The 22,939-nt window shown below is 70.1% G+C and carries 20 protein-coding genes; 8 read left to right on the top strand and 12 right to left on the bottom strand.

Annotated features, from left to right (window positions below; genetic code table 11):
- Positions 1–22: 22 nt before the first annotated feature.
- The 3 genes from ACFFC4_RS10435 to ACFFC4_RS10425 are packed head-to-tail and all read right to left on the bottom strand — an operon-like array spanning position 23 to position 3,260.
- The gene (locus ACFFC4_RS10435) at positions 23–556 is read right to left on the bottom strand and encodes a MarR family winged helix-turn-helix transcriptional regulator (RefSeq protein WP_375500498.1); all 534 of its coding nucleotides are present in this window, start codon (positions 554–556) and stop codon (positions 23–25) included.
- 47 nt (positions 557–603) lie between these two features.
- Positions 604–1,212, bottom strand: coding sequence for a dTMP kinase (tmk, locus tag ACFFC4_RS10430; protein WP_375500496.1), 609 nt, complete (start codon positions 1,210–1,212; stop codon positions 604–606).
- On the bottom strand, positions 1,209–3,260 hold the full coding sequence (locus ACFFC4_RS10425) for a bifunctional MFS transporter/dTMP kinase (RefSeq protein WP_375500494.1): 2,052 nt from the start codon (positions 3,258–3,260) through the stop codon (positions 1,209–1,211). Before ACFFC4_RS10425 ends, tmk begins: the two co-directional genes overlap by 4 nt.
- Positions 3,261–3,391: 131 nt before the next feature.
- Between ACFFC4_RS10425 and ACFFC4_RS10420 the strand changes: the two genes are divergently transcribed.
- From ACFFC4_RS10420 to ACFFC4_RS10410, 3 genes are all read left to right on the top strand, one after another.
- Entirely contained in the window at positions 3,392–4,162 is a 771-nt protein-coding gene (locus ACFFC4_RS10420; protein WP_375500492.1) for a trans-aconitate 2-methyltransferase, read from the top strand.
- Entirely contained in the window at positions 4,159–4,518 is a 360-nt protein-coding gene (locus tag ACFFC4_RS10415; RefSeq protein ID WP_375500490.1) for a VOC family protein, read from the top strand. The genes ACFFC4_RS10420 and ACFFC4_RS10415 overlap by 4 nt, the downstream gene beginning before the upstream one ends.
- A gap of 282 nt (positions 4,519–4,800) precedes the next feature.
- Positions 4,801–5,709 carry a hypothetical protein gene (locus ACFFC4_RS10410; protein WP_375500488.1) on the top strand — a complete coding sequence of 303 codons (909 nt, stop codon included), beginning with the start codon at positions 4,801–4,803 and terminating at the stop codon, positions 5,707–5,709.
- A gap of 138 nt (positions 5,710–5,847) precedes the next feature.
- Here ACFFC4_RS10410 and topA read toward each other — a convergent pair whose 3' ends face one another.
- From topA to ACFFC4_RS10385, 5 genes are all read right to left on the bottom strand, one after another.
- Positions 5,848–8,628 (bottom strand): type I DNA topoisomerase, encoded by a 2,781-nt coding sequence (gene topA / locus ACFFC4_RS10405; RefSeq protein ID WP_375500486.1) that lies wholly within the window; start codon positions 8,626–8,628, stop codon positions 5,848–5,850.
- Between the two features lie 33 nt (positions 8,629–8,661).
- Positions 8,662–9,294 (bottom strand): hypothetical protein, encoded by a 633-nt coding sequence (locus tag ACFFC4_RS10400; protein WP_375500484.1) that lies wholly within the window; start codon positions 9,292–9,294, stop codon positions 8,662–8,664.
- Entirely contained in the window at positions 9,261–10,190 is a 930-nt protein-coding gene (locus ACFFC4_RS10395; RefSeq protein WP_375500482.1) for a hypothetical protein, read from the bottom strand. Before ACFFC4_RS10395 ends, ACFFC4_RS10400 begins: the two co-directional genes overlap by 34 nt.
- 108 nt (positions 10,191–10,298) lie before the next feature.
- Positions 10,299–12,680: a sodium-translocating pyrophosphatase gene (locus tag ACFFC4_RS10390; protein ID WP_375500480.1), complete on the bottom strand. Its 2,382-nt coding sequence runs from the start codon at positions 12,678–12,680 to the stop codon at positions 10,299–10,301.
- Between the two features lie 212 nt (positions 12,681–12,892).
- A complete protein-coding gene (locus ACFFC4_RS10385) occupies positions 12,893–13,237 on the bottom strand; it encodes an STAS domain-containing protein (protein ID WP_375500478.1) in 345 nt (114 codons plus the stop codon).
- 181 nt (positions 13,238–13,418) lie between these two features.
- On the opposite strand from ACFFC4_RS10385, the gene ACFFC4_RS10380 reads away from it, so the two are divergent.
- Positions 13,419–15,776, top strand: coding sequence for a DEAD/DEAH box helicase (locus tag ACFFC4_RS10380; RefSeq protein ID WP_375500638.1), 2,358 nt, complete (start codon positions 13,419–13,421; stop codon positions 15,774–15,776).
- A 31-nt stretch (positions 15,777–15,807) separates the two neighbouring features.
- On the opposite strand, the gene ACFFC4_RS10375 is transcribed toward ACFFC4_RS10380, so the two are convergent.
- Genes ACFFC4_RS10375 through ACFFC4_RS10365 form a run of 3 tightly spaced genes read right to left on the bottom strand, consistent with a single transcriptional unit; the run spans position 15,808 to position 16,713 of the window.
- Positions 15,808–16,176: an Rv3654c family TadE-like protein gene (locus ACFFC4_RS10375; RefSeq protein ID WP_375500476.1), complete on the bottom strand. Its 369-nt coding sequence runs from the start codon at positions 16,174–16,176 to the stop codon at positions 15,808–15,810.
- Positions 16,173–16,541 carry a TadE family type IV pilus minor pilin gene (locus ACFFC4_RS10370; RefSeq protein WP_375500474.1) on the bottom strand — a complete coding sequence of 123 codons (369 nt, stop codon included), beginning with the start codon at positions 16,539–16,541 and terminating at the stop codon, positions 16,173–16,175. The genes ACFFC4_RS10375 and ACFFC4_RS10370 overlap by 4 nt, the downstream gene beginning before the upstream one ends.
- A 4-nt stretch (positions 16,542–16,545) precedes the next feature.
- Positions 16,546–16,713, bottom strand: a complete 168-nt coding sequence (locus tag ACFFC4_RS10365; RefSeq protein ID WP_375500636.1) for a DUF4244 domain-containing protein — start codon at positions 16,711–16,713, stop codon at positions 16,546–16,548.
- Positions 16,714–16,958: 245 nt separating this feature from the next.
- Between ACFFC4_RS10365 and ACFFC4_RS10360 the strand changes: the two genes are divergently transcribed.
- From ACFFC4_RS10360 to ACFFC4_RS10345, 4 genes are all read left to right on the top strand, one after another.
- The gene (locus tag ACFFC4_RS10360) at positions 16,959–17,780 is read left to right on the top strand and encodes a formate/nitrite transporter family protein (RefSeq protein ID WP_375500472.1); all 822 of its coding nucleotides are present in this window, start codon (positions 16,959–16,961) and stop codon (positions 17,778–17,780) included.
- A 76-nt stretch (positions 17,781–17,856) separates the two neighbouring features.
- Positions 17,857–18,906: an ABC transporter permease gene (locus ACFFC4_RS10355; RefSeq protein WP_375500470.1), complete on the top strand. Its 1,050-nt coding sequence runs from the start codon at positions 17,857–17,859 to the stop codon at positions 18,904–18,906.
- The gene (locus ACFFC4_RS10350; protein ID WP_375500468.1) at positions 18,899–19,693 is read left to right on the top strand and encodes an ABC transporter ATP-binding protein; all 795 of its coding nucleotides are present in this window, start codon (positions 18,899–18,901) and stop codon (positions 19,691–19,693) included. Before ACFFC4_RS10355 ends, ACFFC4_RS10350 begins: the two co-directional genes overlap by 8 nt.
- 5 nt (positions 19,694–19,698) lie before the next feature.
- Complete coding sequence (locus ACFFC4_RS10345; RefSeq protein WP_375500634.1) at positions 19,699–22,506, top strand: UPF0182 family protein; 2,808 nt, start codon at positions 19,699–19,701, stop codon at positions 22,504–22,506.
- On the opposite strand, the gene ACFFC4_RS10340 is transcribed toward ACFFC4_RS10345, so the two are convergent.
- Positions 22,462–22,926: a hypothetical protein gene (locus tag ACFFC4_RS10340; RefSeq protein WP_375500466.1), complete on the bottom strand. Its 465-nt coding sequence runs from the start codon at positions 22,924–22,926 to the stop codon at positions 22,462–22,464. The two genes, ACFFC4_RS10345 and ACFFC4_RS10340, sit on opposite strands and share 45 nt — an antisense overlap.
- Between the last annotated feature and the right edge of the window lie 13 nt (positions 22,927–22,939).

The raw sequence follows: 22,939 nt of genomic DNA, 5'->3' as shown, positions 1-22,939 counted from the left end.
TGTGCCGGACGGGTACGACGGTTCAGTGGTCGGCGGCCCGGGCGAGCAGCGTGCGCAACGCTTCTGCCAGGGGACCGATGGTGTGGGGCGGCAACGGGGTGAGCAGTTCGCGTTCCGTGGCGAGCAGCGCCTCGAACGCGGCGTCGACGATCTCGCGGCCGGCCGACGTCAGCGCCACCCGCACAAGGCGGCCGTCGAGCGAATCGGGCGTGCGGGTGACGAGCCCCCGCGCGGTCAGCCCGTCCAGCCGGCTGGTCATGGTGCCCGACGTGACGTAGGTGCGCAGGGCCAGCTCCCCGGCCGTCAACTGGAAGTCGCCACCCGAACGGCGCAGCGCGGCCAGCACATCGAACTCGTGCCGGCGCAGTCCGTATCCAGCGAAGACCGCAGCGCGGCGCTCGCCCAACGCGTCGGCGAGCCGGTCCAGGCGGGAAAGCACCTGCAGCGGTTCGACGTCGAGGTCCGGACGTTCCCGCTGCCACGCCGCGACGATGTCGTCGACCTCGTCGACGCCACTCGCGTCGTCGGCCGACCCCGTCGTCCGGCGAGTAGCCATGCCGCCATGTTGCCACATCTCTTGACGCCGAGACTTCTCGTCGACGGTCAGAGCAACGCGGTAAGCGCGTCCTGCACGTCGCGGGCGAGGTCGTCGACCAGTCGGGCTGCGTCGAGGACCAGATAACGCTCCGGCTCCGCGGCAGCGAGCTCGCGGAACCGTTCGCGCACGGTCTCGTGGAAGGCCAGCGACGCCGACTCGAGGCGGTCGAGCCGCGCCCGCTGCCCCGCCCGGGCGAGGCCGAGCGCCGGGGGCAGGTCGAGCAGGACGGTCAGGTGCGGCAGCAACCCGCCCGTGGCCCAGGACGTCAGCGTGCTCGCGTCGCTGATACCGCGGCCTGCGCCCTGGTAGGCGAGCGTGGAATCGACGTAGCGGTCGGTGAGCACGACGTCGCCCCGCTCGAGGGCCGGGACGATGACGGTGTCCACGTGGTGGGCCCGGTCCGCGGCGTAGATCAGCGCCTCGGCGCGCGGGGTCACCTGCCCGTCGGGGTCGAGCACCAGGCCGCGCAGCTCGACACCGAGCGCGGTGCCGCCCGGTTCACGCGTCTCGACGACCGTCCGTCCGAGCTCGCGGGCCCACGCCGCGGCCAGCGCGATCTGCGTCGACTTGCCCGTCCCCTCGCCGCCCTCGAACGCAACGAACACCCCGCTCATTGAGCATCCACGGACGTATCCACGCGCGCGAGAAGCGACCCACGGGTACCCAACAGGCGGTCCAGACGGGTGCGCACCGCGTCGGGCAGTGCGTCGGACCGCTCGGCCGAGCAGACGAGATAGCGCGCCGGTTCGGCCGCGGCCTCGTCGAGCAGGGTGCGACGAGCCGCCTGGGCGTCGAGGTCGTCGGCGGCGCCGGTGAGAGCCGAGCCGTGGTCGTCTCCCGCCTGCTCGCCACCGTCGACCACGAGCACGAGGTCGGGACGCAGGTCGCCGGTGCTCCAGGCGTTGACGGCCCGGATGCGGTCGACGTCGGCTCCGCGGCCGCCGCCGTGCAGCGCCAGGCTGGTGAGCGTGAACCGGTCGCAGATGACGATCTCGCCGCGCACCAGAGCGGGCCGGATGACCGCGGCCACATGCTCGGCGCGGTCGGCCGCGGACAGCAGCGCGGCGGTCTCGGGTTCGACGCCGTGACCGTCGGCGGACGCCGCGGACAGCAGCAGCTCCTCGACCCGCCGACCGGTCGGCGAATCTGTCGGCTCGGTGGTCTCGACGACGGCATACCCTTCGGTACGGAAGGCGTGGGCGAGCAGGTCGGCATAGCCCGCGGTGGCGTCGGCGTCCATGCCGTCGACGGTGACGAACATGCCGGAGTGGTCGGGATGGCGCATGCCGCTGCCGACGATGCGGCGGCGAATCAGCTCTCGGAAGCCGCCGGGGCGTCCGCCGGCCCTGGACGTCGCGTAGACGCTGACCCCGATGGCGACGACACCGCCGATGAGCAGCGTCAGGCCTGGCCCGGAGAAGGTCAGCCGGGCGTCGTCGCCGACCCGAATCGAGTGCGAGCCGACGAAGCCAGCGATGAGCGGGCCGACAGCAATGGTCAAGAACAGCATGAGGCGCACCGACGAGAGCACGAAGGCGAAGATCCGACCGCGCAGGCGGTCCTCGACCTCGAGCCCGATCAGCGTGTAACCGATGATCCAGGCGATGCCCGCGAACAGCCCCACGAGCCCGGCCAGCACGTCGGCCAGGATGAAGTCGCGGATCAGCGACATGATCAGCAGCGTGACACCCGCGGCGCCGATGGCCATCCCAAACACCCGACTGCGCGGGTAGCTCGGCAGCACTCGCGGACCGAGCAGCATGCCGGCGGCCAGGCCGGTGAACAGCGTGCCGAACATGGTCGCGTAGCCGGCCGTGCCCGCGTCGAGCGTCTTCACCCACAGCAGTGCCACGCCGGCAGTCAGGCCGCCTGCGGCGAAAGCGCCGATGATGCCGATGTACAGCCCGCGGATCAGCGCATCGCCACGCATGTAGGCGATGCCCTCACGCAGCAGGCTCAGGATGCCCTGCTGCTGCTCCCGGTCGGCGGGCACGACCGGGATGTCGTGCCGACTGACGAACACCGTCCCCGAGCTGACAAAGAAGCTGATCGCGTTGATGATCAGCGCGATGACGATGGCGTAGTTGACGTCGCTGCTACCGGTGATGTCGTCGCCCGAGATGAGACGATTCCCGACCGAGAGCAGTGCGAACAGCCCGGCTGCCACCGGCCCGCTGCCGTAGACCGAGAAGAGCGAGATCTGGTTGGCCGTGGCCAGCAGCTTCTTGGGCACGATCGAGACCTGGATGACCTGCTTGGCCGGCTGGCTGAATAGCCCCACCGCCTCGATCGTGAACTGCGCGATGTAGAGCCAGACCAGGTTATAGCCGACCGCGATGCTCGCGTAGAGAACTCCGGCCGTGACGTCGGCGATGATCACTGTCTTGCGGCGGTCCATTTTGTCGGCCATGGCCGCGGCGATCGCTCCGAAGAACAGGTCCGGCGCCAGCCGCACGAGAAAGACGCCCGAGATAGCGGCACCCTGCGTCGAGTACGAGTTGGTGTGCGTCAGCTGCTGGGCGAGCGCGCTATTAGCCAGCAGGCCGAGCCAGTCCCCGAGGCTCGAGAAGGTGATGGCCGCCCACAGCCGGCGCACGACCGGGATGCGGGCCAGCACCAGCACCGCGTTCTCGCGACGCTCGCGCTTGGGTGCGGCCGTCACTGGCGCATCCCCGCTCCGCCAGCTTCGCTCACGCACGAAGTCTAGGGAACGACCACTTGTCGACGCGGGCACCCGCTAGGTATCTTGACGTCAAGACAGTTATCTTGACGTCAAGATATTTGGACGACGACATGCACTGGGATCCGACGCAGTACGCCCGTTATGCCGACGAACGGGGGCGACCGTTCGTCGATCTGCTCGCGCGTGTCGAGGCCGTCGCGCCACGGCGGGTCGTCGATCTCGGATGCGGGCCGGGCTCGTTGACCGCACTGCTGTCTTCGCGCTGGCCCGGCGCGGTCGTCGAGGGCCTCGACTCCTCGCCCGACATGATCTCGCGAGCGGCGGGCCTGGCCACGGATCGGCTGACGTTCTCCGTGGCAGCCGTCGAGTCGTGGCTGGTGCCCGCCGACGCCGACGTCGTGATCAGCAACGCGCTGCTGCAGTGGGTGCCGTCGCACGTCGAGCTGCTGCGGCGGTGGGCGGCCGAGCTGCCGGCGGGCGGTTGGCTGGCTTTCCAGGTGCCCGGCAATTTCGGCGCGCCGTCGCACGTCGAGATGCGGTCGCTGGCGGCCTCGGCGCGGTGGGCCGGTTCGCTGGCGGGCGTCCTGCGCGGCGAGGAGACGGTGCTCGCGCTGGATGACTACGCGCGATTGCTGATGGACGCCGGGCTCGCCGTACAGGCCTGGGAGACGACGTACCTGCACGTGCTGCCCGGTGTCGACCCGGTGCTCGAGTGGCTGCGGGGTACCGGCCTACGCCCGGTGCTCGCCGCGCTGCCGGCGGCGGAGGCTGACGAGTTCACCGCGGCGCTGGCTTCGCGGCTCAGTCTCGCCTATCCCCCGACACCGCACGGCACGCTGTTCCCGTTCCGCCGGCTGTTTGTCGTCGGCCACAAACCGTGATCACCGGTTACGACCACGTCCAGGTGGCAATCCCCGCGGGCGGCGAGGACGCGGCTCGCGGCTTCTACGCTGCTCTGCTCACTATGACTGAGCGCCCGAAGCCGGCCGCACTCGCCGGGCGGGGCGGTTGCTGGTTCGTCGCCGGCAACGCGGTGCTGCACCTGGGCGTCGAGACGCCGTTCGCGCCGGCCCGCAAAGCGCATCCGGCATTCCTGTCCACCGACCTGGACGCCCTGCGCGCCCGCCTCGGCGCCGCCGGGTACCCGTGCGTCGACTCGTCCGACGAGATTCCGGGCGTCCGGCGGTTCCACTGCCCCGACCCGTTCGGCAACCGCCTCGAGTTCCAGCAGGCCTAACGCGTCGCCGCCGCCCGCCGCCCGCCGCCCGCCGCCCGCCGCCCGCCGCCCGATCTTCCTGCACCACGCGCGTTATGCCGCACCCACCGCAGGAAGATCCACGCCGCGGCCGGCGCCCGTGCCCCGTCCGCACGATCTTCCTGCACCACAAGCGTTATGACGCACCCACCACAGGAAGATCCACGCCGCGGCCGGCGATGACGTATCCACAGGCTGCGAGGGTCGTCCACAATGTGCTCGTCGCCGGTGCGGCGCGACGCGGGATCCCCCACGATGACGCCCGTGCCCACAGCCGCCGCAGCCCGATCCGTTGACTCCTGGTCCGCCTACGACGACGCCGTTAGCAGCCTCCCTGAGCTGATCATGTGCGGGCGTTCGGCGTCCGAGGTCCGAGCCAACCTCGACGCGCATCGCTGGCAGCGCGTCGGCAGGTCGATCGTCCGGCACAACGGCCGGCTGTCGGACGCCGAACTCCGCAGTGCCGCTCTCATCAACCTCGGCCCGCGCGCGCTCCTGACCTCGTTCACCGGGTTGCACGAGGCCGGGTTGCAGGGGTGGGAGCGCGAGCCGGTCCACGTGCTCGTGCCACGCGGTGCCCGCGTCCGGCGCCCGGCCGGCATCCCACTCCGCGTCCACTACACCGATCAATGGCCGGAATGGTCGGACGGCGCGAGACGCGATCGAGTGGGTCACGCGGCGGTCCTGGCCGCAAGCAGCTTCACCGCCACACGCCCCGCCTGCGGATTGCTCGCCGCGAACGTCCAGCAGCGGCTCATCCGCCCGCACGAGTTGGTGCGAGCCGTGGAATCCGCCTCGCGCACCCGTCACCGCCACGCCCTGCTCGCGGCCGCTCACGACATCACGCAGGGGGCTCAGGCGCTGAGTGAGATCGACCTGGCCCGGCTGTGCCGGCGCTACGGGTTACCGGAACCACGCCGACAGGCGGTTCGCCGCGAACCGTCCGGGCGGCGGCGCTACCTGGACGCGGAATGGCGGAGCAGCTCGGGGAAGCGCATCGTGGCCGAGATCGACGGGGCGCTGCACCTGATCGTCGGACGGTGGTGGGAAGACCAGTTGCGTCAGAACGAGCTGGCGATCAGCGGCGACGTCGTACTGCGCTTTCCGACCGCCGTCGTTCGCGGCGAGGAGAATCTCGTCGTGGATCAGCTCGGGCGGGCGCTCGCAACCTAGCGGCGGCCAACCCCGCCGACCCGCGCCAGCGGATCTTCCTGCACCACACGCGTCATGACGCTGCCATCGCAGGAAGATCCACAACTGCAGAACGCTGCGGACTGACCGGCGGTCACCGACCTTCCTGCACGGCACCCGTCAGGACGTGGATTTGGCGGGCGTTTTCTTGGCGGCGGTCTTCTTGGCCGTCTTCTTCGCCGCGGCCTTCTTGGCCGGCGACTTCTTGGCGGCCTTCCGGGCGGTCTTCTTGGCAGGGCCGCGGGCGCGGCGGTCGGCGAGCAGCTCGGCGGCGCGGTCGTCGGTCAGGGACTCGATCTCGTCGCCCTTGCGCAGGGAGGCGTTGGTCTCGCCGTCGGTGACGTAGGGGCCGAAGCGGCCGTCCTTGATCACCATCTTGCCGCCGGACACCGGATCCTCGCCTAGTTCACGCAACGGCGGCGCCGCGGCCGCGCGTCGACCACGCTGCTTGGGCTGGGCCAGGATCGCCTTGGCCTCGTCCAACGTGATCGTGAACAGCTGTTCCTCGGACTCGATCGAGCGCGAATCCGTCCCGCGTTTGATGTACGGCCCGTAGCGACCGTTCTGCGCCGTAACGTCCTCGCCGTCGAGCGCCCCGAGGGAACGGGGCAGGGTGAGCAGCTGCGAAGCATCGTCAAGCGTCACGGTGTCGAGCGACATCGACTTGAACAGCGACGCCGTGCGCTCGCCGTCGGTGACGTACGGCCCGTAACGACCGGCTTTGGCCGTGACCGAACGGCCGTCGGGCAGCTCGCCCAGATCACGGTCGCCCGACGGCGCCGAGAGCAGCTCCTCGACCTTCTCCGGCGTCAGCTCGTCTGGCGCGACGTCCTCGGGCAGCGACGCGCGGCGGCCGTCCTCGGGCGTGCCCTGCTGCAGGTACGGCCCGTACCGTCCGACGCGCACGACGATGTCATCGAACAGTGGGATCGAGTTGATACCCCGGGCGTCGATCTCCTCGAGCCGGGCGGCGATCAGCTTCTTCAACCCGCCCTGCGCCGAGATGCGCTCCGAGTCGCCGGCGTGGTTCTCGTCGCCGAAGTAGAAACCCTGCAGCCAGCCGACGCGCGAGCGCTCACCCGCCGCGATGTCATCCAGGTCGTTCTCGACGGACGCGGTGAAGCCGTAGTCGACGAGCCGCGCGAAGTAGCTCTCAAGTAGCCCGACGACCGCGAACGCGGTCCACGTCGGGACGAGCGCCGGGCCCTTCTTCCAGACGTAACCGCGGTCCTGGATCGTCTGCATGATCGAGGCGTACGTCGACGGTCGACCGATGCCGAGCTCCTCCATCGCCTTGACCAGCGACGGCTCGGTGTAGCGCGACGGCGGCGACGTGGTGTGGCCGGTCGGCTCGAAGGCACGGGAGTCGAGCGCGTCACCACGGGCAAGCAAGGGCAAGCGCTTCTCGGCGTCGTCCTTCTCGGCTGCTGTCTCGTCGGTGTCCTCGACGTACGCGCGCAGGAAGCCTGGAAAGGTGATGGTGCGACCCGACGTCGTGAACACGACGGCCTCGTCGGATGCCGAGGTCGCGCCGAGCCGGATCGACACCGTGGTGCCCACCGCGTCGGACATCTGCGAGGCGAGCGTGCGCTGCCAGACGAGCTCATAGAGGCGGAATTCCTCCGACGACAGCTGGTTGGCGACCTGGCCGGGCGTGCGGAACGAGTCCCCCGACGGGCGGATCGCCTCGTGGGCCTCCTGCGCGTTCTTGGACTTGCGCGTGTAGACGCGCGGCTCGGCCGGGACGTACGCGTCGCCGTACAGCTCGCGGGCCTGGTTGCGGGCCGCGGTCAGCGCCGTCTCGGACAGGTTCGTCGAGTCGGTGCGCATGTAGGTGATGTAGCCGTTCTCATACAACCGCTGCGCAGTCCGCATGACCTGCTGCGCCGACCAGCGGAACTTGCGACCGGCCTCCTGCTGCAGCGTCGAGGTCATGAACGGCGGGTACGGGCGCCGGCGATAGGGCTTCTCCTCGACGCCCTGCACGGTGAAGGGGCGACCGTCCAGCCGGGCGGCGAGACCGCGCGCGCCGGACTCGTCGAGGTGCATGACGTTTGCAGGGGCGCGCCCCGTGGCCGGGTCGAAGTCGCGGCCGGTGGCGAGGCGGGTGTCGTCGACGGACACCAGGGTCGCCGTGAAGGTCGCGGGGTCGTTGGGCTTGGGGGCTGCCGGCGCAAAGGTGCCCAGCACATCCCAGTAGGACGCGGCGTGGAACGCCATCCGCTCGCGTTCCTTCTCGACGACCATCCGTGTGGCCACTGACTGCACACGCCCGGCCGACAGCCGCGGCAGTACCTTCTTCCACAGCACCGGGCTGACCTCGTAGCCGTAGAGCCGATCGAGGATCTGGCGGGTGCGCTGCGCCTCGACGAGGTGGCCGTCGATCTCGCGCGGGTTCGCGACGGAGGCGGCAATCGCACTGGGCGTGATCTCGTGAAAGACCATCCGGCGCACCGGCACCTTGGGCTTCAGCTCCTGCACCAGGTGCCAGGCGATGGCCTCGCCCTCGCGGTCCTCATCAGTGGCGAGGTAGAGCTCGTCGGCATCCTTGAGCAGCGCCTTGAGCCGGCTGACGACCTGCTTGCGGTCGGCGCTGACGACGTAGAGCGGCTCGAAGTCGTTGTCGACGTCCACCCCGAGACGGGCCCACGGCTGGCCCTTGTAGGCAGCCGGGACGGCGGCGGCGTTGGGTGGCAGCTCGCGGATGTGCCCGACCGAAGCCTCGACGACGTAGCCGGAACCGAGGAAACCGCCGATCATCTTCGCCTTGGTGGACGACTCGACGACCACCAGCTTGGTGCCCGCCTTGCCGCCCTTGCTCGCCACTACTTCTCCAGTCCGCGGGATGGGTCGAAGCTCGGGGACCCCGCAGTCGCGGACGGTACAGGAACCGTGCAACATCCCGGCGACCGCCGGTGCGGGCCCCTCAGCCGGTCAGGACACCATCGGGACCGGCCAGGCATCGCGTCCGCCGTCGGGCGCTTCTCCGACCAGCTCGACGAGCCGCCGCAGCCGCCGGGCCGACGTGACCCGCCAGCCCGGACCCGGGCGGTGCGACAGCGACACCGCGGCCACGCCCAGCCGGGCAAGCTGCGCGCCGGCAGCGCGGTGGATCGGGTCGTCGGCACCCGCGGGAGTCAGACCGGCGGTGGCCAACAGGTAACCCGCCTCGTCGCGGCGCCCGGCGGCGACGGCCCACAGCCGTAGCCCGCCGGCGCCGAGCGCGAACCCGGCCGGCAGACCCTGGTTGGCGCCGCGGGTCCAGCGGGCTGCGTGCGTCACCAGGTCGGGCGTGAACGCAGTCCGCACCGCCAGCTGGGTCGCGGATGCGACCACTGCGCCGGCGCCGTCGACCCCTAAACCAGCGAAGACCGCGGCGAGCGCGTCGGCACGCCAGCGGTCGGCGACCACGACGGACAGGCGAGCCCCGGCAGCCGAGCGCACCCACTGGCCGCCGGCCAGCATCAACCCGTCCAGGTCGGGCAACGCCGGTTCGGCGGCCTCGGCCCCGAACAGCGAGTACTGGGTCAAGCTCAGCGCATCGCGGTCTCGCCCGAGATGCACCATTTCTCGTCGCTCTGCTTGGACATGGTGATGGTGAGGGTGCGCGAGGTTCCGTCGTCGAGCACGACCTTGCCTGCGGCCGTCGCCTTGGTGTTGGTGCCCGTGTCCTTGCCGGGCGTCGTCACCGTGGCGCTGGTGACCTCGTCCACATCGCCCGACGTGAGTCGCGTGGAGTACCCCTGGCAGGTGAGTCCGGTGATGCCCTCGTAGTACTGGTCGTCGAGGTCGTCGAAGTAGTCGTCGGCCAGGAAGCTGATCGTGTAGTAGACGCCGGTGGCGCTGCCGCCGGACGGCGTGGACGGTGCGCTGCTCGCCGAGCTGATGCCGTTGTCGTCCGTCGGCAGGTTGTCGCTCGAGCTCTCCCCGCCGCCGGTCGAGCTCACGGTCGCGCTCGGAAAGCCCGACGGCGTCGCGCTGTCGGCGATCGAGTTGCTGGGGCTGGCGCTTTTCTTGTCGTCGCCGCCGCCAGTAAGCAGGACCGCTGCAATGATGCCGCCGGCCACGACGACCACCGCCACGATGCCCGCGATGATGGCGTTGGTGTTCTTCCGCTTCGGCGGCCCGTATCCCGGCGGCGGAACCGGATTTCCGTAGGCCGGTTGGCCGTAGCCCTCCTGGCCGTAGCCCTCTTGGCCGTAGCCAGGCTGCTGGCCGTAGCCAGGCTGCTGGCCATACCCCGACTGCGGCCCGTAGCCGGGCTGCTGGCCGTACCCCGGCTGCTGGCCATAACCGGGCTGCTGCCCGTAACCGGGTTGCTGGCCGTAACCGGGCTGCTGCCCGTAACCGGGTTGCTGCCCGTAACCGGGTTGCTGCCCATAACCCGGTTGCTGGCCGTAGTTGGGTGGCTGATCGCCGTAGTTCGGCTGGCCGCCGTACCCGCCGCCGGGGTAATCAGTCATCGCTTCGACTCCGTTTCACTGCAGCGCCACTGCTCGGGCAACGATTCACCCGATGGTGTCATGCGCCGACGACAGAAGCCCTTACGTAAACGGGACAGCGCGCGCCGGTCAGGCGACGTTGATCGGGGCCTGCGCCTCGGTCACCGGCTGGTCGTCGCCCATCGAGACGCGCCGGCGCTTGGACACGATGACCGCGGCCGCAATGATGGCCAGCGCCACGAGACCGATGGCGACGCGCAACGGCACCGACGCGTGCTCACCGACCGTCAGCTTCACAACCGCCGGGGCGACGAGCACGGCGACCAGATTCATCACCTTGATCAACGGGTTGATCGACGGTCCGGCGGTGTCCTTGAACGGGTCGCCGACGGTGTCGCCGATGACCGTGGCCGCGTGAGCCTCGGTGCCCTTCCCGCCGTGCACACCGTCCTCGACCATCTTCTTGGCGTTGTCCCACGCGCCACCGGAGTTGGCCAGGAAGATCGCCATCAGCACGCCGGCCCCGATGGCGCCGGCGAGGTAACCGGCCAGCGGGCCGATACCGAGCAGGAAGCCGATGGAGATCGGGGCGAAGATCGCCAGCAGGCCTGGAGTGGCCAGCTCGCGCAGCGAGTCCTTCGTGCAGATGTCGACGACGCGGGCGTAGTCGGGCTTCTCGGAGTAGTCCATGATCCCGGGGTGGTCGCGGAACTGCGCGCGGACCTCGTAGACGACCCGGCCGGCGGCCCGGCCGACGGCGCTGATGGCCAGGCCGCTGAACAGGAAGACGACCGCGGCGCCGATGATCACGCCGAACAGGTTGTTCGGCTGGGTGAGGTCGAGGCTGAACGACAGCTGGGTCAGCTTGCCGGCGTCGACGACGTTGAAGAGGTTCGAGAAGCCGGTGATCTGCCCGCTGATGTCGCCGCCCTTGAGCGCACCCTTGGTGCTCTGCAGCGCGTCGGTGAACGCCTTGCCGAAGGAGCCGAACAGCGCCGTCGCGGCGAGCACGGCCGTCGCGATCGCGATGCCCTTCGTGATCGCCTTGGTCGTGTTGCCGACGGCGTCGAGGTCGGTGAGCACACGTGCGCCCGCCTCGTCGATGTCGCCGCTCATCTCGGCGATGCCCTGGGCGTTGTCGCTGACCGGGCCGAAAGTGTCCATGGCGACGATGACGCCGGCCGTGGTGAGCAGGCCGCTGCCGGCGAGCGCGACGGCGTACAGCGCGACGAAGGTTGTGCCGCCGCCGAGCAGGAACGCACCGTAGAGCGCGGCGCCGATCAGCACGGCGGAGTAGACGGCCGACTCGAGGCCGAGCGAGATACCCGACAGGATGACGGTGGCCGCGCCGGTGAGTGAGGTGTCGGCGACGTCCTGAACCGGGCGGCGGGCGGTGTCGGTGAAGTAGCCGGTCAGCTGCTGGATCAGCACCGCGAGCACGATGCCGATGAGGACGGCGACGAACGCGATGACGGCCGGGTTGCCGGTGGCGCCGGCGATGCTGTCGTCGAGGTCGCTGAACTTCGACGGCAGGAACGTGAACGACGCGATTGCGACCAGGACGAGCGAGACCCCGGCAGTGATGAAGAAGCCGCGGTTGATGGGCACCAGGCCGTTGCGGTCGCTCTCGCGCAGCTTGGTGGTGAGCACTCCGACCACGGAGCTGACGATGCCGATCGCACCGATGATCAGCGGCAGCAGCAGGCCCTTGGCGCCGAATGCGGTCTGGCCGAGGATGAGCGCCGCGACCAGGGTGACGGCGTAGGACTCGAACAGGTCGGCGGCCATGCCGGCGCAATCGCCCACGTTGTCACCGACGTTGTCGGCGATGGTGGCGGCGTTGCGCGGGTCGTCCTCGGGGATGCCGGCCTCGACCTTGCCGACCAGGTCGGCGCCGACGTCGGCGGCCTTGGTGAAGATGCCGCCGCCGACGCGCATGAACATGGCGAGCAGCGCGCCCCCGAAGCCGAAGCCCTCGAGCACCGTCGGGGCGTTGGAGTTGTAGGCGAGCAGCACGACGCTGGCGCCGAGCAGGCCCAGGCCGACGGTGAGCATGCCGACGATGCCGCCGGTACGGAACGCGACATGGAAGCCACGTTCACGGACGCCGCCGCGGGCCGCCGCAGCCACCCGAACGTTGGCTTGGGTGGCAAGCGACATGCCGATGTAGCCGACGGCGGCGGAGAAGACCGCTCCGACGATGAAGAACAGGGCGCGGCCGAACTGAACCGAGAACCCGCCGTGGTTCACCGGCAGAATCAGCAGCAGGACGAAGACGATGATCGAGAAGACCGACAGCGTCTTGAATTGTCGGTTGAGATAGGCCTTGGCCCCCTCCTGCACGGCGAGGGCGATCTCCTGCATCTTCTCGGTGCCTTGATCGGCCTTCAGCACCTCGCGGACCAGGCTGGCCGCGAAGGCCAGCGCCGCCAGGGCGATGATCAGGATGACGACCACCGCGTACTTCTCGTTCGTGCTGATACCTGGCTCGGCCAACAGCTGCGCTGCCATGCAACTCCCTACGCTCTACGCCGCGATACCGCACCGGCACGCATGCGGTATCGGCAGCCATGTACGCCGAGGGTCGCCCCGCTGGTTGCGTTTTTGGGCGATCGGCACTGGGGGGACTGACCGGCGGAGTGTAGCGCCGATCACGTGACGGGCGTCGCAGCGGGTGGTCCAGCTCACCCCGCTGACGGGGGCGGCTCGCCCAGCTCGCTGGGTCAGGCGCCGACCGACTCCACGGCCGCCTCGACCGTGGGGTGGATGGCGAAGACGCCGTCCAGCCCGGTGATCGTGAAGAGCTTCAGAATGCGTTCCTGCGCGCAGACCAGCGGGAGCGAGCCGCCGGCCTCGGTGGTGGCCGAGCGGGCCTCGACCAGAGCGCCCAACCCGGTGGAGTCGAGGAATCCGACGCCGGAGAGGTCGACGACGACGGTCGTGACGCCGGCCTGCAGCAGCTCGGACAGACTCTCCTTGAGCGCTGGCGCGGAGTAGACGTCGACTTCACCGCTGACCGCGACGACGGACACATCGCCGACGGATTGGCGCGAGACCGACAACTCCACGCGAGTCACCTTCTTTTCGTCGTACCTGCATGATCGGGTGCCGTCACAACGAGCGCGGCGTCGACAGCCTGGCGGCTAGGCGGACAGAACCGTCAAAGCATGCCACAGGGCGGTCCACAGCTGTGCAGCGGAGGAGATCGCAGTGACCGACGCTCACGGTGCGAACCAAGGCGTGGTTGCTGTGCCGACCGAACGGGGTGCGGGCGCCCACGACCCGGACGCGCTGCTGCAGCGGGTCCTGCTGGGCGTGCCGCCGGACGAATCGCCGGTGACGCACGTCGAGTCGCTGCCGGCGCGGGCGGCTGTCCCGGCGCCGTGGCCGGACTGGGTGCCCGAGCCCGTCCGCGCCCGGTTCGTCGTTCGCGGTGTGAGCGAGCCGTGGGCCCACCAGGTCGAGGCCGCGAACGCCGCGCACGCGGGGACGTCGGTGGTGGTGGCCACCGGAACCGCGTCGGGCAAGTCGCTGGCCTACCAACTTCCCGCGCTCACGATGCTTGCCGGCGACGACCGCGCCCGGGTGCTGTACCTGTCGCCGACCAAGGCGCTGGCCCAGGACCAGCGCGGCGCGCTGACCGGGCTCGAGCTGCCCTTCCTGCGGGCTGCCACCTTCGACGGCGACACCCCGATGAGCGAGCGCGACTGGGTGCGGGCGCACGCCAACTGGGTGCTGACGAACCCGGACATGCTGCACCGCGGCATCCTGCCGGCGCACGGGCGGTGGAGCTCGTTCCTGCGTCGGCTCGCGTTCGTGGTGATCGACGAGTGCCACACCTATCGCGGGCTGTTCGGCTCACACGTGGCCCAGGTGCTGCGCCGGCTGCGGCGGGTGTGTGCTGCCTACGGCTCGACACCGACGTTCGTGCTGGCCTCGGCCACGGTGTCGGCGCCGGCCCGCTCGGCGTCGCGGTTGATCGGGGCGCCGGTGGCGGAGGTGACGGCCGATGCGTCACCGCACGGTGCACGTTCGTTTGTGCTGTGGGAGCCGCCGCTCACCGCCCTGCGCGGCGAGCACGATGCGCCCGTGCGCCGATCCGCCGGCGTCGAGACCGCGCGCATCCTCGCCGACCTGGTGGTCGAAGGCGCCCGGACCCTGGCCTTCGTCCGGTCGCGGCGCGGCGCGGAGCTCACGGCGCTGGGCGCGGCTCGGCATCTGGGGGACGCCGGCGCGACGGCACTCGTGCCGCGGGTGGCGGCGTACCGCGCCGGCTACCTGCCCGAGGAACGGCGGGCGGTCGAGGCCGCGCTGGGCTCGGGCGAGTTGCTGGGCGTCGCGGCCACCAACGCGCTCGAGCTGGGCGTCGACATCTCGGGCCTCGACGCGGTGGTCCTGGCCGGCTACCCCGGCACGCTGGCCTCGCTCTGGCAGCAGGCCGGTCGGGCCGGACGGTCGGGCGCCGGCGCACTCGTCGTCTTCGTCGCCCGCGACGACCCGCTCGACACCTACCTCGTCCATCATCCGGCCGCGGTCTTCGGCCGGCCCGTCGAGGCCACCGTCTTTGACCCGCAGAACCCCTACGTCCTGGCGCCGCAGCTGTGCTGTGCCGCGGTGGAGGCGCCCATCCGACCCGACGAACTGGCTGCGTTCAGTTCGACCGGCGACAACGGTTCCGATAACGGCGACGGTGTGACCGCGGTGCGCGCCGTGCTCGACGACCTGGTGGCACGCGGGGTCCTGCGACGCCGGCCAGCCGGCTGGTTCTGGACGCAGCACGAGCGGCCCGACGTCGACATACGAGGCACCGGCGGGCGCCCGGTCAGCGTGGTCGAGTCGAACACCGGCAACCTGATCGGCACCGTCGACGCAGGCGCGGCCGACTCGACCGTGCACGAGGGTGCGGTCTACCTGCACCGCGGGACACCGTTCGTGGTCGACGCGCTCGATCTCGACGAGCGAGTGGCGCTCGTGCGCCGCGACGATCCGCCGTGGACGACGACCGCCCGCGACGTCACCGACATTGCGATCGTGCAGACGTTGACGAGCCGCCGGCACGGGCCGCTCGAGGTCGCGTTCGGCACCGTCGACGTCACCCATCAGGTGGTGGGTTACCTGCGTCGCCGGTTGGGGACGGGCGAGCTGATCGACGAGACGCCGCTGGACCTGCCGCCGCGCGAGCTGCGGACCAGCGCCGTTTGGTACACGCTGCCGCAGGACCTGCTCGACGGTGCCGGGCTCGACATGATGAGCGTGCCGGGCGCGGTGCACGCGGCCGAGCACGCCGCCATCGGGTTGCTGCCGTTGTTCGCTACCTGCGACCGCTGGGACATCGGCGGGGTGTCGACCGCGCTGCATCCCGACACCGGTCGCCCGACCGTGTTCGTCTACGACGGCCACCCCGGGGGCGCCGGGTTCGCCGAACGCGGTCACGCCGCACTCGCATCGTGGCTGACGGCCACGCGTGAGGCGATTGCGGCGTGCGAGTGCCCGAGTGGCTGCCCGTCGTGCGTGCAGTCGCCGAAGTGCGGCAACGGCAACGAGCCGCTCGACAAGGCCGGCGCGTTGATCGTCCTTGACCTGGTGCTGGCCGAGCTGCCCGGCTGACTCACCTCATCCCGCTCCACCGCTCGACCCCTCAGCCAGGCAGCCGGCCGGCGCGGGCGCTGGCTACGACGTCCCGGGACCCGGCGATCGGCAGGTGCACGTGCAGGACCACCCGGGCCAACACCGTCCCGCTGCGCCCGTCGCCGGCGAGGTGGACCGTGCAGGTGCGCAACCGGGCCCCGTTCGCGGTCGCCACGTGGCCCGCCGCGGTGCACGACTGGTCGTCGACGCCGATGCGCCCCGCGGCGGCGAGCGCGGCCAGGTCGGCCGCCGACTCGGCCCGGTGCCGGGCCACGACCGCTGCCGCCCGCACCGTCGCGACCTCGGCGACCACGAGCAGCAGCGCGATGCAGCCCACCACCCACAGCGTGGCCGACCCCCGCTGCCGTTCCGTCGTCATGGGACCGTCCCGCCGGCGCCGGTCGGTTCCCGGGCCGCGACGGCTCGTTCGGTGACGGTCAGCGCGGGCAGCCAGTCGCCGAGCGGGTGCACCCGCAGGCTGACCACTGCGCTCACCTCGTCAGCGCCGGTGTCGATGCTGACCGCCCCGCCGGGCGCGGCGTATGCAGCCAACCGCCGCCCGGTGGCCGGGTCGCCGCGAGCGGCGGCGCGCGCCGCCTCACGCGCGGCATCCTGCACCCGGACGCGGGCCGCGACCACCGCCACCGCGCTGAGCGCGACGGCAAGCACGAACATCAGCACCGGCAGGCACGCGGCCAACTCGGCGGTGACCATGCCCCGCTCGTCCCCACGCCGGCGTGCCACGGGTTCACACCGAGTGCAGCGCAGAGTTGATGATGCCGGTCAGCGCCGCCGACACCGCCGGGCTGCGCACTACTTTGAACAGCACGACGGCGAAGGCGACCGCAGCCACCGTGCCCACTGCGTACTCCGCCGTGGACATCCCGGCATCGACGGTGGCTCGGACCCGCCGCATTAAACGCTGAAGAAGGTTCATGCCGAAAGCCTCCTGAGAATGCCGACCGCGGGGACTGTCGAATCGCGGCCTGTGGACGGCCACCAGGCCTGTGGATCGAGCCCAGGACGATGTCGCCTGGTCGTGCTAGCCCCGTCGGTGGTCACCGACGGCCAGCCACCAGAACGGGTTCGGCGGCCGCCTGGGTAGGCCCTTGCCATGCCCTCAGCTTCCGTAAGTCCAGTACTGGCAGAGACGATGTCTACGTGACCAGGGCCTCGGGCGGCCCCCGCGACGTCACCTCGCCCACCGGCTCGCGGGAGGAACCCGAGGTCGAGGACGCGTTCGACCGAATCGTGTCCGAGGGTGGCGACCGGCTGGCGCGCCCGCTGCTCCCGCTGATCTCTACGGGCCTGCTCGGCGGTGTCGACGTCGGGGTCGGCGTGCTGATCTACCTCGTCGTCGAGGCCAAGACCGACGAGCCGCTGCTGGCCAGCCTGGCGTTCACCGTCGGGTTCGTCGCGCTGCTGCTGGCCCGCTCGGAGCTGTTCACCGAGAACTTCCTCGTTCCGGTCACGGCCGTCGTCGCCAAGACCGGGTCGTTGCCCGCACTCGCCCGCCTGTGGGTGCTCACCCTCGCCATGAACCTCGTCTCCGGTTTCGTGATGGCGACCCTGACCGTCGTGGCCCTGCCCGACGTACACAAGGCCGCGGTGCAGGCCGGGTCGCACTACGCAGACCTGGGCCTCAGCTGGCGCTCGTTCTGCCTCGCCGTCCTGGCCGGGGCCGTCATCACCCTGCTGACCCGGATGCAGCACGCCACCGAGGAGATGGGCATCAAGATCGTCGCTGCGGTGATGATGTCCTTCGTCCTGGTGGCTGCACAGCTGTTCCACTCGGTGCTCGACTCGATCCTGATGTTCGCCGGACTCCTGACCGGCGACGCCCCGTACGGCTATGTCGACTGGCTGTCCGCCCTGGGCTGGTCGGCGTTCGGCAACGTGACGGGCGGCCTGCTGCTGGTCACCGGCATCCGGCTGCTGCGCGTCCCGCACCGGGTGCACGAGGCCCGCGCCGACAACGACTGAGCACGCCAGCTACGTTCCTTGCGGCAACCTGTGCGACGCTTACCGTGCCGTTGCCCCTCTGTGAATAGTGAGCCGCGTGAGCCGTGAGGTGCGCGCCGACGTTGCCCGCGGCGCCGAGACCGGGATAGTCCCGAGCCCTCGAACCGTCCCCGCAACGACGGCTGCCCCCACCATCGCGCCGGTCTCCCCCATCAAACCCAAGGTGCCGAAGCCCGCAACCGAGCCATCCGGCGCACGTGCAAACAGTGCCGGGACGACGACTGCGGGCGCCCACACGATGACGAGCCCCGGTGCGCCCGCGAAGGGCCTGCAGCGCGCCGGAGCCCGGTTGCCGATCGCCGAGTACACGCAGCGGCTGTGGCAACGTCGCCACTTCGTCGCTGCGTACTCGTCGGCCTCGAACGCGGCCGGCTACCAGGGCAGCTTCCTCGGCCAGGCCTGGCAACTATTAACGCCGCTGCTCAACATCGCCGTCTACTACCTCATCTTCGGGGTGCTGCTGCACACGAATCGCGGCGTCCCGAACTTCATCGCCTTCCTGTCCGTCGGCGTCTTCTTCTTCACCTTCTGCCAGGTCTCCCTGGTCAACGGTTCCAAGGCGATCACCGGCAACCTCGGACTGGTCCGGGCCCTGCAGTTCCCGCGAGCGGTGCTGCCGGTGTCGACCACGCTCGTCGCGCTGCTGCAGCTGATCTACTCCCTGATGGTGCTCATCCCGATCGTGCTGATCAGCGGTGAACCGATCACCTGGCGCTGGCTGGAGCTCGTGCCGGCGATCGTCCTGCAGGCCATGTTCTGCCTCGGACTCGCGTTCTACGTCGCCCGCATCGGCGCCCGCATCCCCGACACGACGCAGGTCCTGCCGTTCGTCTCCCGCATCTGGATGTACATGTCCGGGGTGATGTACAGCGTGCAGGTGTTCGCCATGGGCCACGGCGCCTGGGTGCACGCCGTGCTGACCTACAACCCGGGCACCGTCTACCTCTCGCTCGCCCGCAATGCGCTGCTCGTCGGCAACGCGGCGCCGCTGGGGACCTGGGTGGCCGGCATCGCGTGGGCCGTCGGCGTGCTTGCGGTCAGCTATCTGCACTTCTGGCGCGGCGAGGAGGAGTACGGCAATGTCTGAGACCCCCGCCATGCGCGAGCAGACCGTCGTCGTCGACGACGTGCACCTCAACTACCGCATTGTCGGCAAGGGCGGGCGCGGCGGCGGGGCGGCGGCCTTGCGTCGGACGCTGCTGCGCGAGCAGGCCGCGGCACAACGCTCCGTGCACGCCGTCCGAGGGGTCAGCTTCACCGCCTACCGCGGCGAGGCGATCGGATTGATCGGGCCCAACGGATCCGGCAAGTCGACGCTGCTGCGCGCGGTGGCCGGGTTGATGGCCCCGTCGCAGGGCGTGGTCTGGACGCGCGGCCAGGCGGCCCTGCTCGGCGTCTCGGCGGCCATGATGGGTTCGATGTCCGGCGAGCAGAACATCGTGCTGGGTTGTCTGGCCATCGGCATGACGCCGGCCGAGATCGCCGAGGAGTACGACTCGATCTGCGAGTTCGCGGGCATCGGCGAGTTCGTACAAATGCCGATGAACACCTACTCCTCCGGCATGGGCGCCCGGCTGCGCTTCGCCATCGCCGCGGCCCGGACGCCGGACATCCTGCTGATCGACGAGGCGCTGGCCACCGGTGACGCCCAGTTCCGCCGACGCAGCGAGGCCCGCATCCTGCAGCTACGCCAGGAGGCCGGCACCGTGTTCCTGGTCAGCCACGGGCTCGGCATCATCCGCGAGACCTGTACCCGCGCGATCTGGCTCGAGCAGGGCCGGATCGTGCTTGACGGCGACGCCGACACTGTCGTCAACGCCTACGAAGCCCGCCACGACCCCGCGGCACCCCGACCCGCGAAAGTCCGGAGTTGACGCGCGTGTTCACCCCCACCCGCCCGTCCGCCCGACCGGCGAACTCGGGTCCCCTCACCAGGCTGACGACCGCAGGAGCCTCGCTGCACGAGGCGGGCGGCCGGCGCGCGCTGCGCCGGTGGGGCATCCGCCTCGCCGCCGTAGTCGTGGCCCTGGTCGTGCTGTACCTGCTGCTGGGCGTGGCGGTGCGGATCGCGACAACGGACATGTGGTTCGACTCCGTGCAGCACGGCGCGGTCTACCGGACGATGCTCGGCGCCCAGGTCCTGCTGTTCGTCGTCTTCGCCGCTGTCACCGGGTTGACCTGCGGCTTGATCATCGTGGCGCTGCGCCGCCTGACCCTGCCGCTCGACGTCTCGGCCGAGGACGACACCTTTCGGTGGCTGTTCCGCAAGTACGAACCTCGGGTCGGTCGGTTGATCGTGGCCCTCGTCATTGCCGTGCCGGCCGTCGCGGTCGGACAGCGGGCCGCAGCGGGCTGGCAGACCTACGAACTGTGGCGGCATGCCACGCCGTTCCACACCAGCGACCCGCTGTTCCACAAGGACGCCTCGTTCTTCGTCATGGTCTACCCCTTCCACCAGCTGGTCGTGAACCTGTTGTCGCAGGCCATCACCTACGGCCTGTGGATCGCGATCATAGGCGGGTATTGGTACGGCGGCTGGCGGCTGCGGCGCGGGCGCCGCAAGATCACCCGCGGCTACACCTCACTGCTGTCGCTGCTCGCCGCCGGCTTTCTGGTGGTCAAGGCCGCGAATTACTGGCTGTCGCGCTACGCGCTGACGACCTCGACGGGCGGACCGGTCACCGGGGCCGGCTACACCGACCGGCACGCCGGCCTGCCGAGCAAGTACGTTCTCGTCGTTGTCGCCCTGCTGGGTGCCGCCGCGCTGATCGCCAACGCCGTGTTCGCGAACCGCACCCGGAATCAGCACCGGCTGTTCGGTCGGGTCCGCACGCTGACCGGAGTCGTGGTCGTGCTCGTCGTCGCCTCGACGCTGATCGGCACCGGGTGGCCGGCCCTGGTGTACCGCTTCCGCGAGGCGCCGAGCGCGGCGTCGCTGGACCTCAGCGAGATCGCGCACAACCAGAAGGCCACCCGTGCCGCGTTCGGCCTCGACGGCGACGTCACGACGATCTCCTACCCGCCGGCGACGACGGCGACAGGCGACGACCTGGTGTCGCTCGCCGGCACCACCGCCCAGACGTCGCTGATCGACCCGAACAAGCTGTCCCCGACGTTCGTCAACCAGCAGCAGCTGCAGGCCTACTACGGCTTCAAGTCGACGCTCGACATCTCCCGCTACGACCTGAACGGCAAGACCCAGGACGTGGCCATTGCCGCGCGTGAACTGCAGTCTGGCTCGATCCCGCAGCCGACGTGGGTCAAGAAGCACCTCGTTTACACCCACGGGTACGGCGTCGTCGCAGCGCCGACCACCGAGGTCGACTCCAAGACCCAGGGGCCGATCTACCTCAACGGCGGGCTGCCGCCGGCCCAGCAGATCCCGGTCAGCCGTCCCCAGGTGTACTTCGGCCCGGCGTTCGGCTCGTCCTCCTACGCGATCGTCGGTCAGCCCGCGGGGAGCACGACGAACCTCGAGTTCGACCACCCGGCCGGTAGCGGCTCGACGACGTCGGCGCACACGACCTACACCGGCGACGGCGGCATCCCCATCGGCTCGACGCTGCGCCGCTTCCTGTTCGCCTACCGCAACAGCGACCCGAACATCTTCTTCAGCTCCGAGCTGAACAGCGCTTCGCAGCTGCTGACCGTCCGTGACCCGCGGGCCCGCGTGGCCAAGGTGGCCCCGTGGCTGAACCTGGACGGCGACGAGTACCCGGCCGTGGTCGACGGCAAGATCGTCTGGATCGTGGACGGCTACACCACGTCATCCAGCTATCCCGACTCGCAGCTGGTCAACTTCCACGCGGCGAGCAAGACCACCCTGACCGCGCACGGCGCCTCCGTGGCGCAGCCCAGCCAGCAGATCAACTACCTGCAGAACTCGGTCAAGGCCGTGGTCGACGCCTACACCGGCAAGGTGACGCTCTACTCCTGGAACCAGAAGCAACACCCGGACGCGCTGCTGAAGGCGTGGGAAGGGGTGTTCCCGGGCCTGGTGCAACCGCAGTCGAGCATCCCGTCGGCCCTGCTGCCGCAGCTGCGCTACCCCGCCGACCTGTTTAACGTCCAGCGCACGCTGCTGGCCAAGTACCACGTGACCGGGGCGGCCAACTTCTACAGCGGCAACGCCTTCTGGAAGGTGCCGGCCGACCCGACCACCGCGGCAGCGCAATCGATCAACGCGGGGGCGACGTCGGCAGCGTCGAGCACGCCGCTGCCCTCGACCTACATGACCATGGCGGCCGACGGTTTCGGTGACACACACTTCTCACTATCCAGCCCGATGGTGACGCTCAACGGTCAGCAACTGGCCGCGTTCGTCTACGTCAACTCCGAACCCGGGCCGGACTACGGGAAGTTCACCGTACTGAACCTGCCGGGTGGCTCGTCCGGGGAGTCGCCGGCGCAGGTGCAGAACGACATCGAGTCGAACACCACGATCACCGAGAAGCTGACCCTGCAACGCGGCGGCAACTCGAAGGTGGTGCTCGGCGCCCTCGAGGCCATCCCGGTGGCCGGCCGGATGCTGTACGTCGAGCCGGTGTACACGCAGTCGACGGGCAGCACGTCGTTCCCGATCCTGCGGCACGTCATTGCGCTGTACGGCAACGGCGACCCGTCCTTCGAGGACAAGCTGAGCCTAGCGATCAAAAACGCGATCACCTCGGCGAGCGGAACCGGTTAGCACCGACGCCGGGCGCAGCTGTCGCGTTCGCCGCGGTCGCTCGCCAGACCTCAGTTCCGGGGGTTTCCAGCCGATGTTCAGAATGTGGACTTTCGACGGCACCGCGACGCCGCCGGTGCCAGCCTGCCCAACCGGTTGATGATCCTGCTTGCTGTGCCGCTGCTGGCCGTGGGCGTCGCGTCGAGCGTCCAGGCCGCCGGCCAACTTCGTGTCGCACATCAATCGCAGAACATCCGACAGCTGGTTTCGGACGCCGTAGCCGTTCACGGTGCGCAGCTCGGTATCGAAGCCGAGATCGTTCCGTCCCTGGCCGCACTTCAGTACCGGTGACTCCTGCGCTCGGGCGAGCAGGGCAAGCAAGAAGCGAGTCGCCTGAGCACGAGCGTCCTGCGCGAGCTGCCCAGCCTCCGGGCCGCCCATATGCCGGGCATAC

This window comes from uncultured Jatrophihabitans sp., assembly GCF_964244045.1.
GTDB lineage: Bacteria > Actinomycetota > Actinomycetes > Mycobacteriales > Jatrophihabitantaceae > Jatrophihabitans.
The sequence above is the reverse complement of the archived record's forward strand: the minus strand, read 5'-3'. Positions and strand labels throughout refer to the sequence as shown.

Coding starts and splice junctions, on each gene's coding strand:
- ACFFC4_RS10435 (WP_375500498.1), bottom strand. CDS start 556: ATGGCTACTCGCCGGACGACGGGGTCGGCCGACGACGCGAGTGGCGTC.
- ACFFC4_RS10400 (WP_375500484.1), bottom strand. CDS start 9,294: ATGGTGCATCTCGGGCGAGACCGCGATGCGCTGAGCTTGACCCAGTAC.
- ACFFC4_RS10390 (WP_375500480.1), bottom strand. CDS start 12,680: ATGGCAGCGCAGCTGTTGGCCGAGCCAGGTATCAGCACGAACGAGAAG.
- ACFFC4_RS10395 (WP_375500482.1), bottom strand. CDS start 10,190: ATGACTGATTACCCCGGCGGCGGGTACGGCGGCCAGCCGAACTACGGC.
- topA (WP_375500486.1), bottom strand. CDS start 8,628: ATGTTGCACGGTTCCTGTACCGTCCGCGACTGCGGGGTCCCCGAGCTT.
- tmk (WP_375500496.1), bottom strand. CDS start 1,212: ATGAGCGGGGTGTTCGTTGCGTTCGAGGGCGGCGAGGGGACGGGCAAG.
- ACFFC4_RS10375 (WP_375500476.1), bottom strand. CDS start 16,176: ATGACGACGGAACGGCAGCGGGGGTCGGCCACGCTGTGGGTGGTGGGC.
- ACFFC4_RS10340 (WP_375500466.1), bottom strand. CDS start 22,926: ATGGGCGGCCCGGAGGCTGGGCAGCTCGCGCAGGACGCTCGTGCTCAG.
- ACFFC4_RS10365 (WP_375500636.1), bottom strand. CDS start 16,713: ATGCGGCGGGTCCGAGCCACCGTCGATGCCGGGATGTCCACGGCGGAG.
- ACFFC4_RS10350 (WP_375500468.1), top strand. CDS start 18,899: ATGTCTGAGACCCCCGCCATGCGCGAGCAGACCGTCGTCGTCGACGAC.
- ACFFC4_RS10420 (WP_375500492.1), top strand. CDS start 3,392: ATGCACTGGGATCCGACGCAGTACGCCCGTTATGCCGACGAACGGGGG.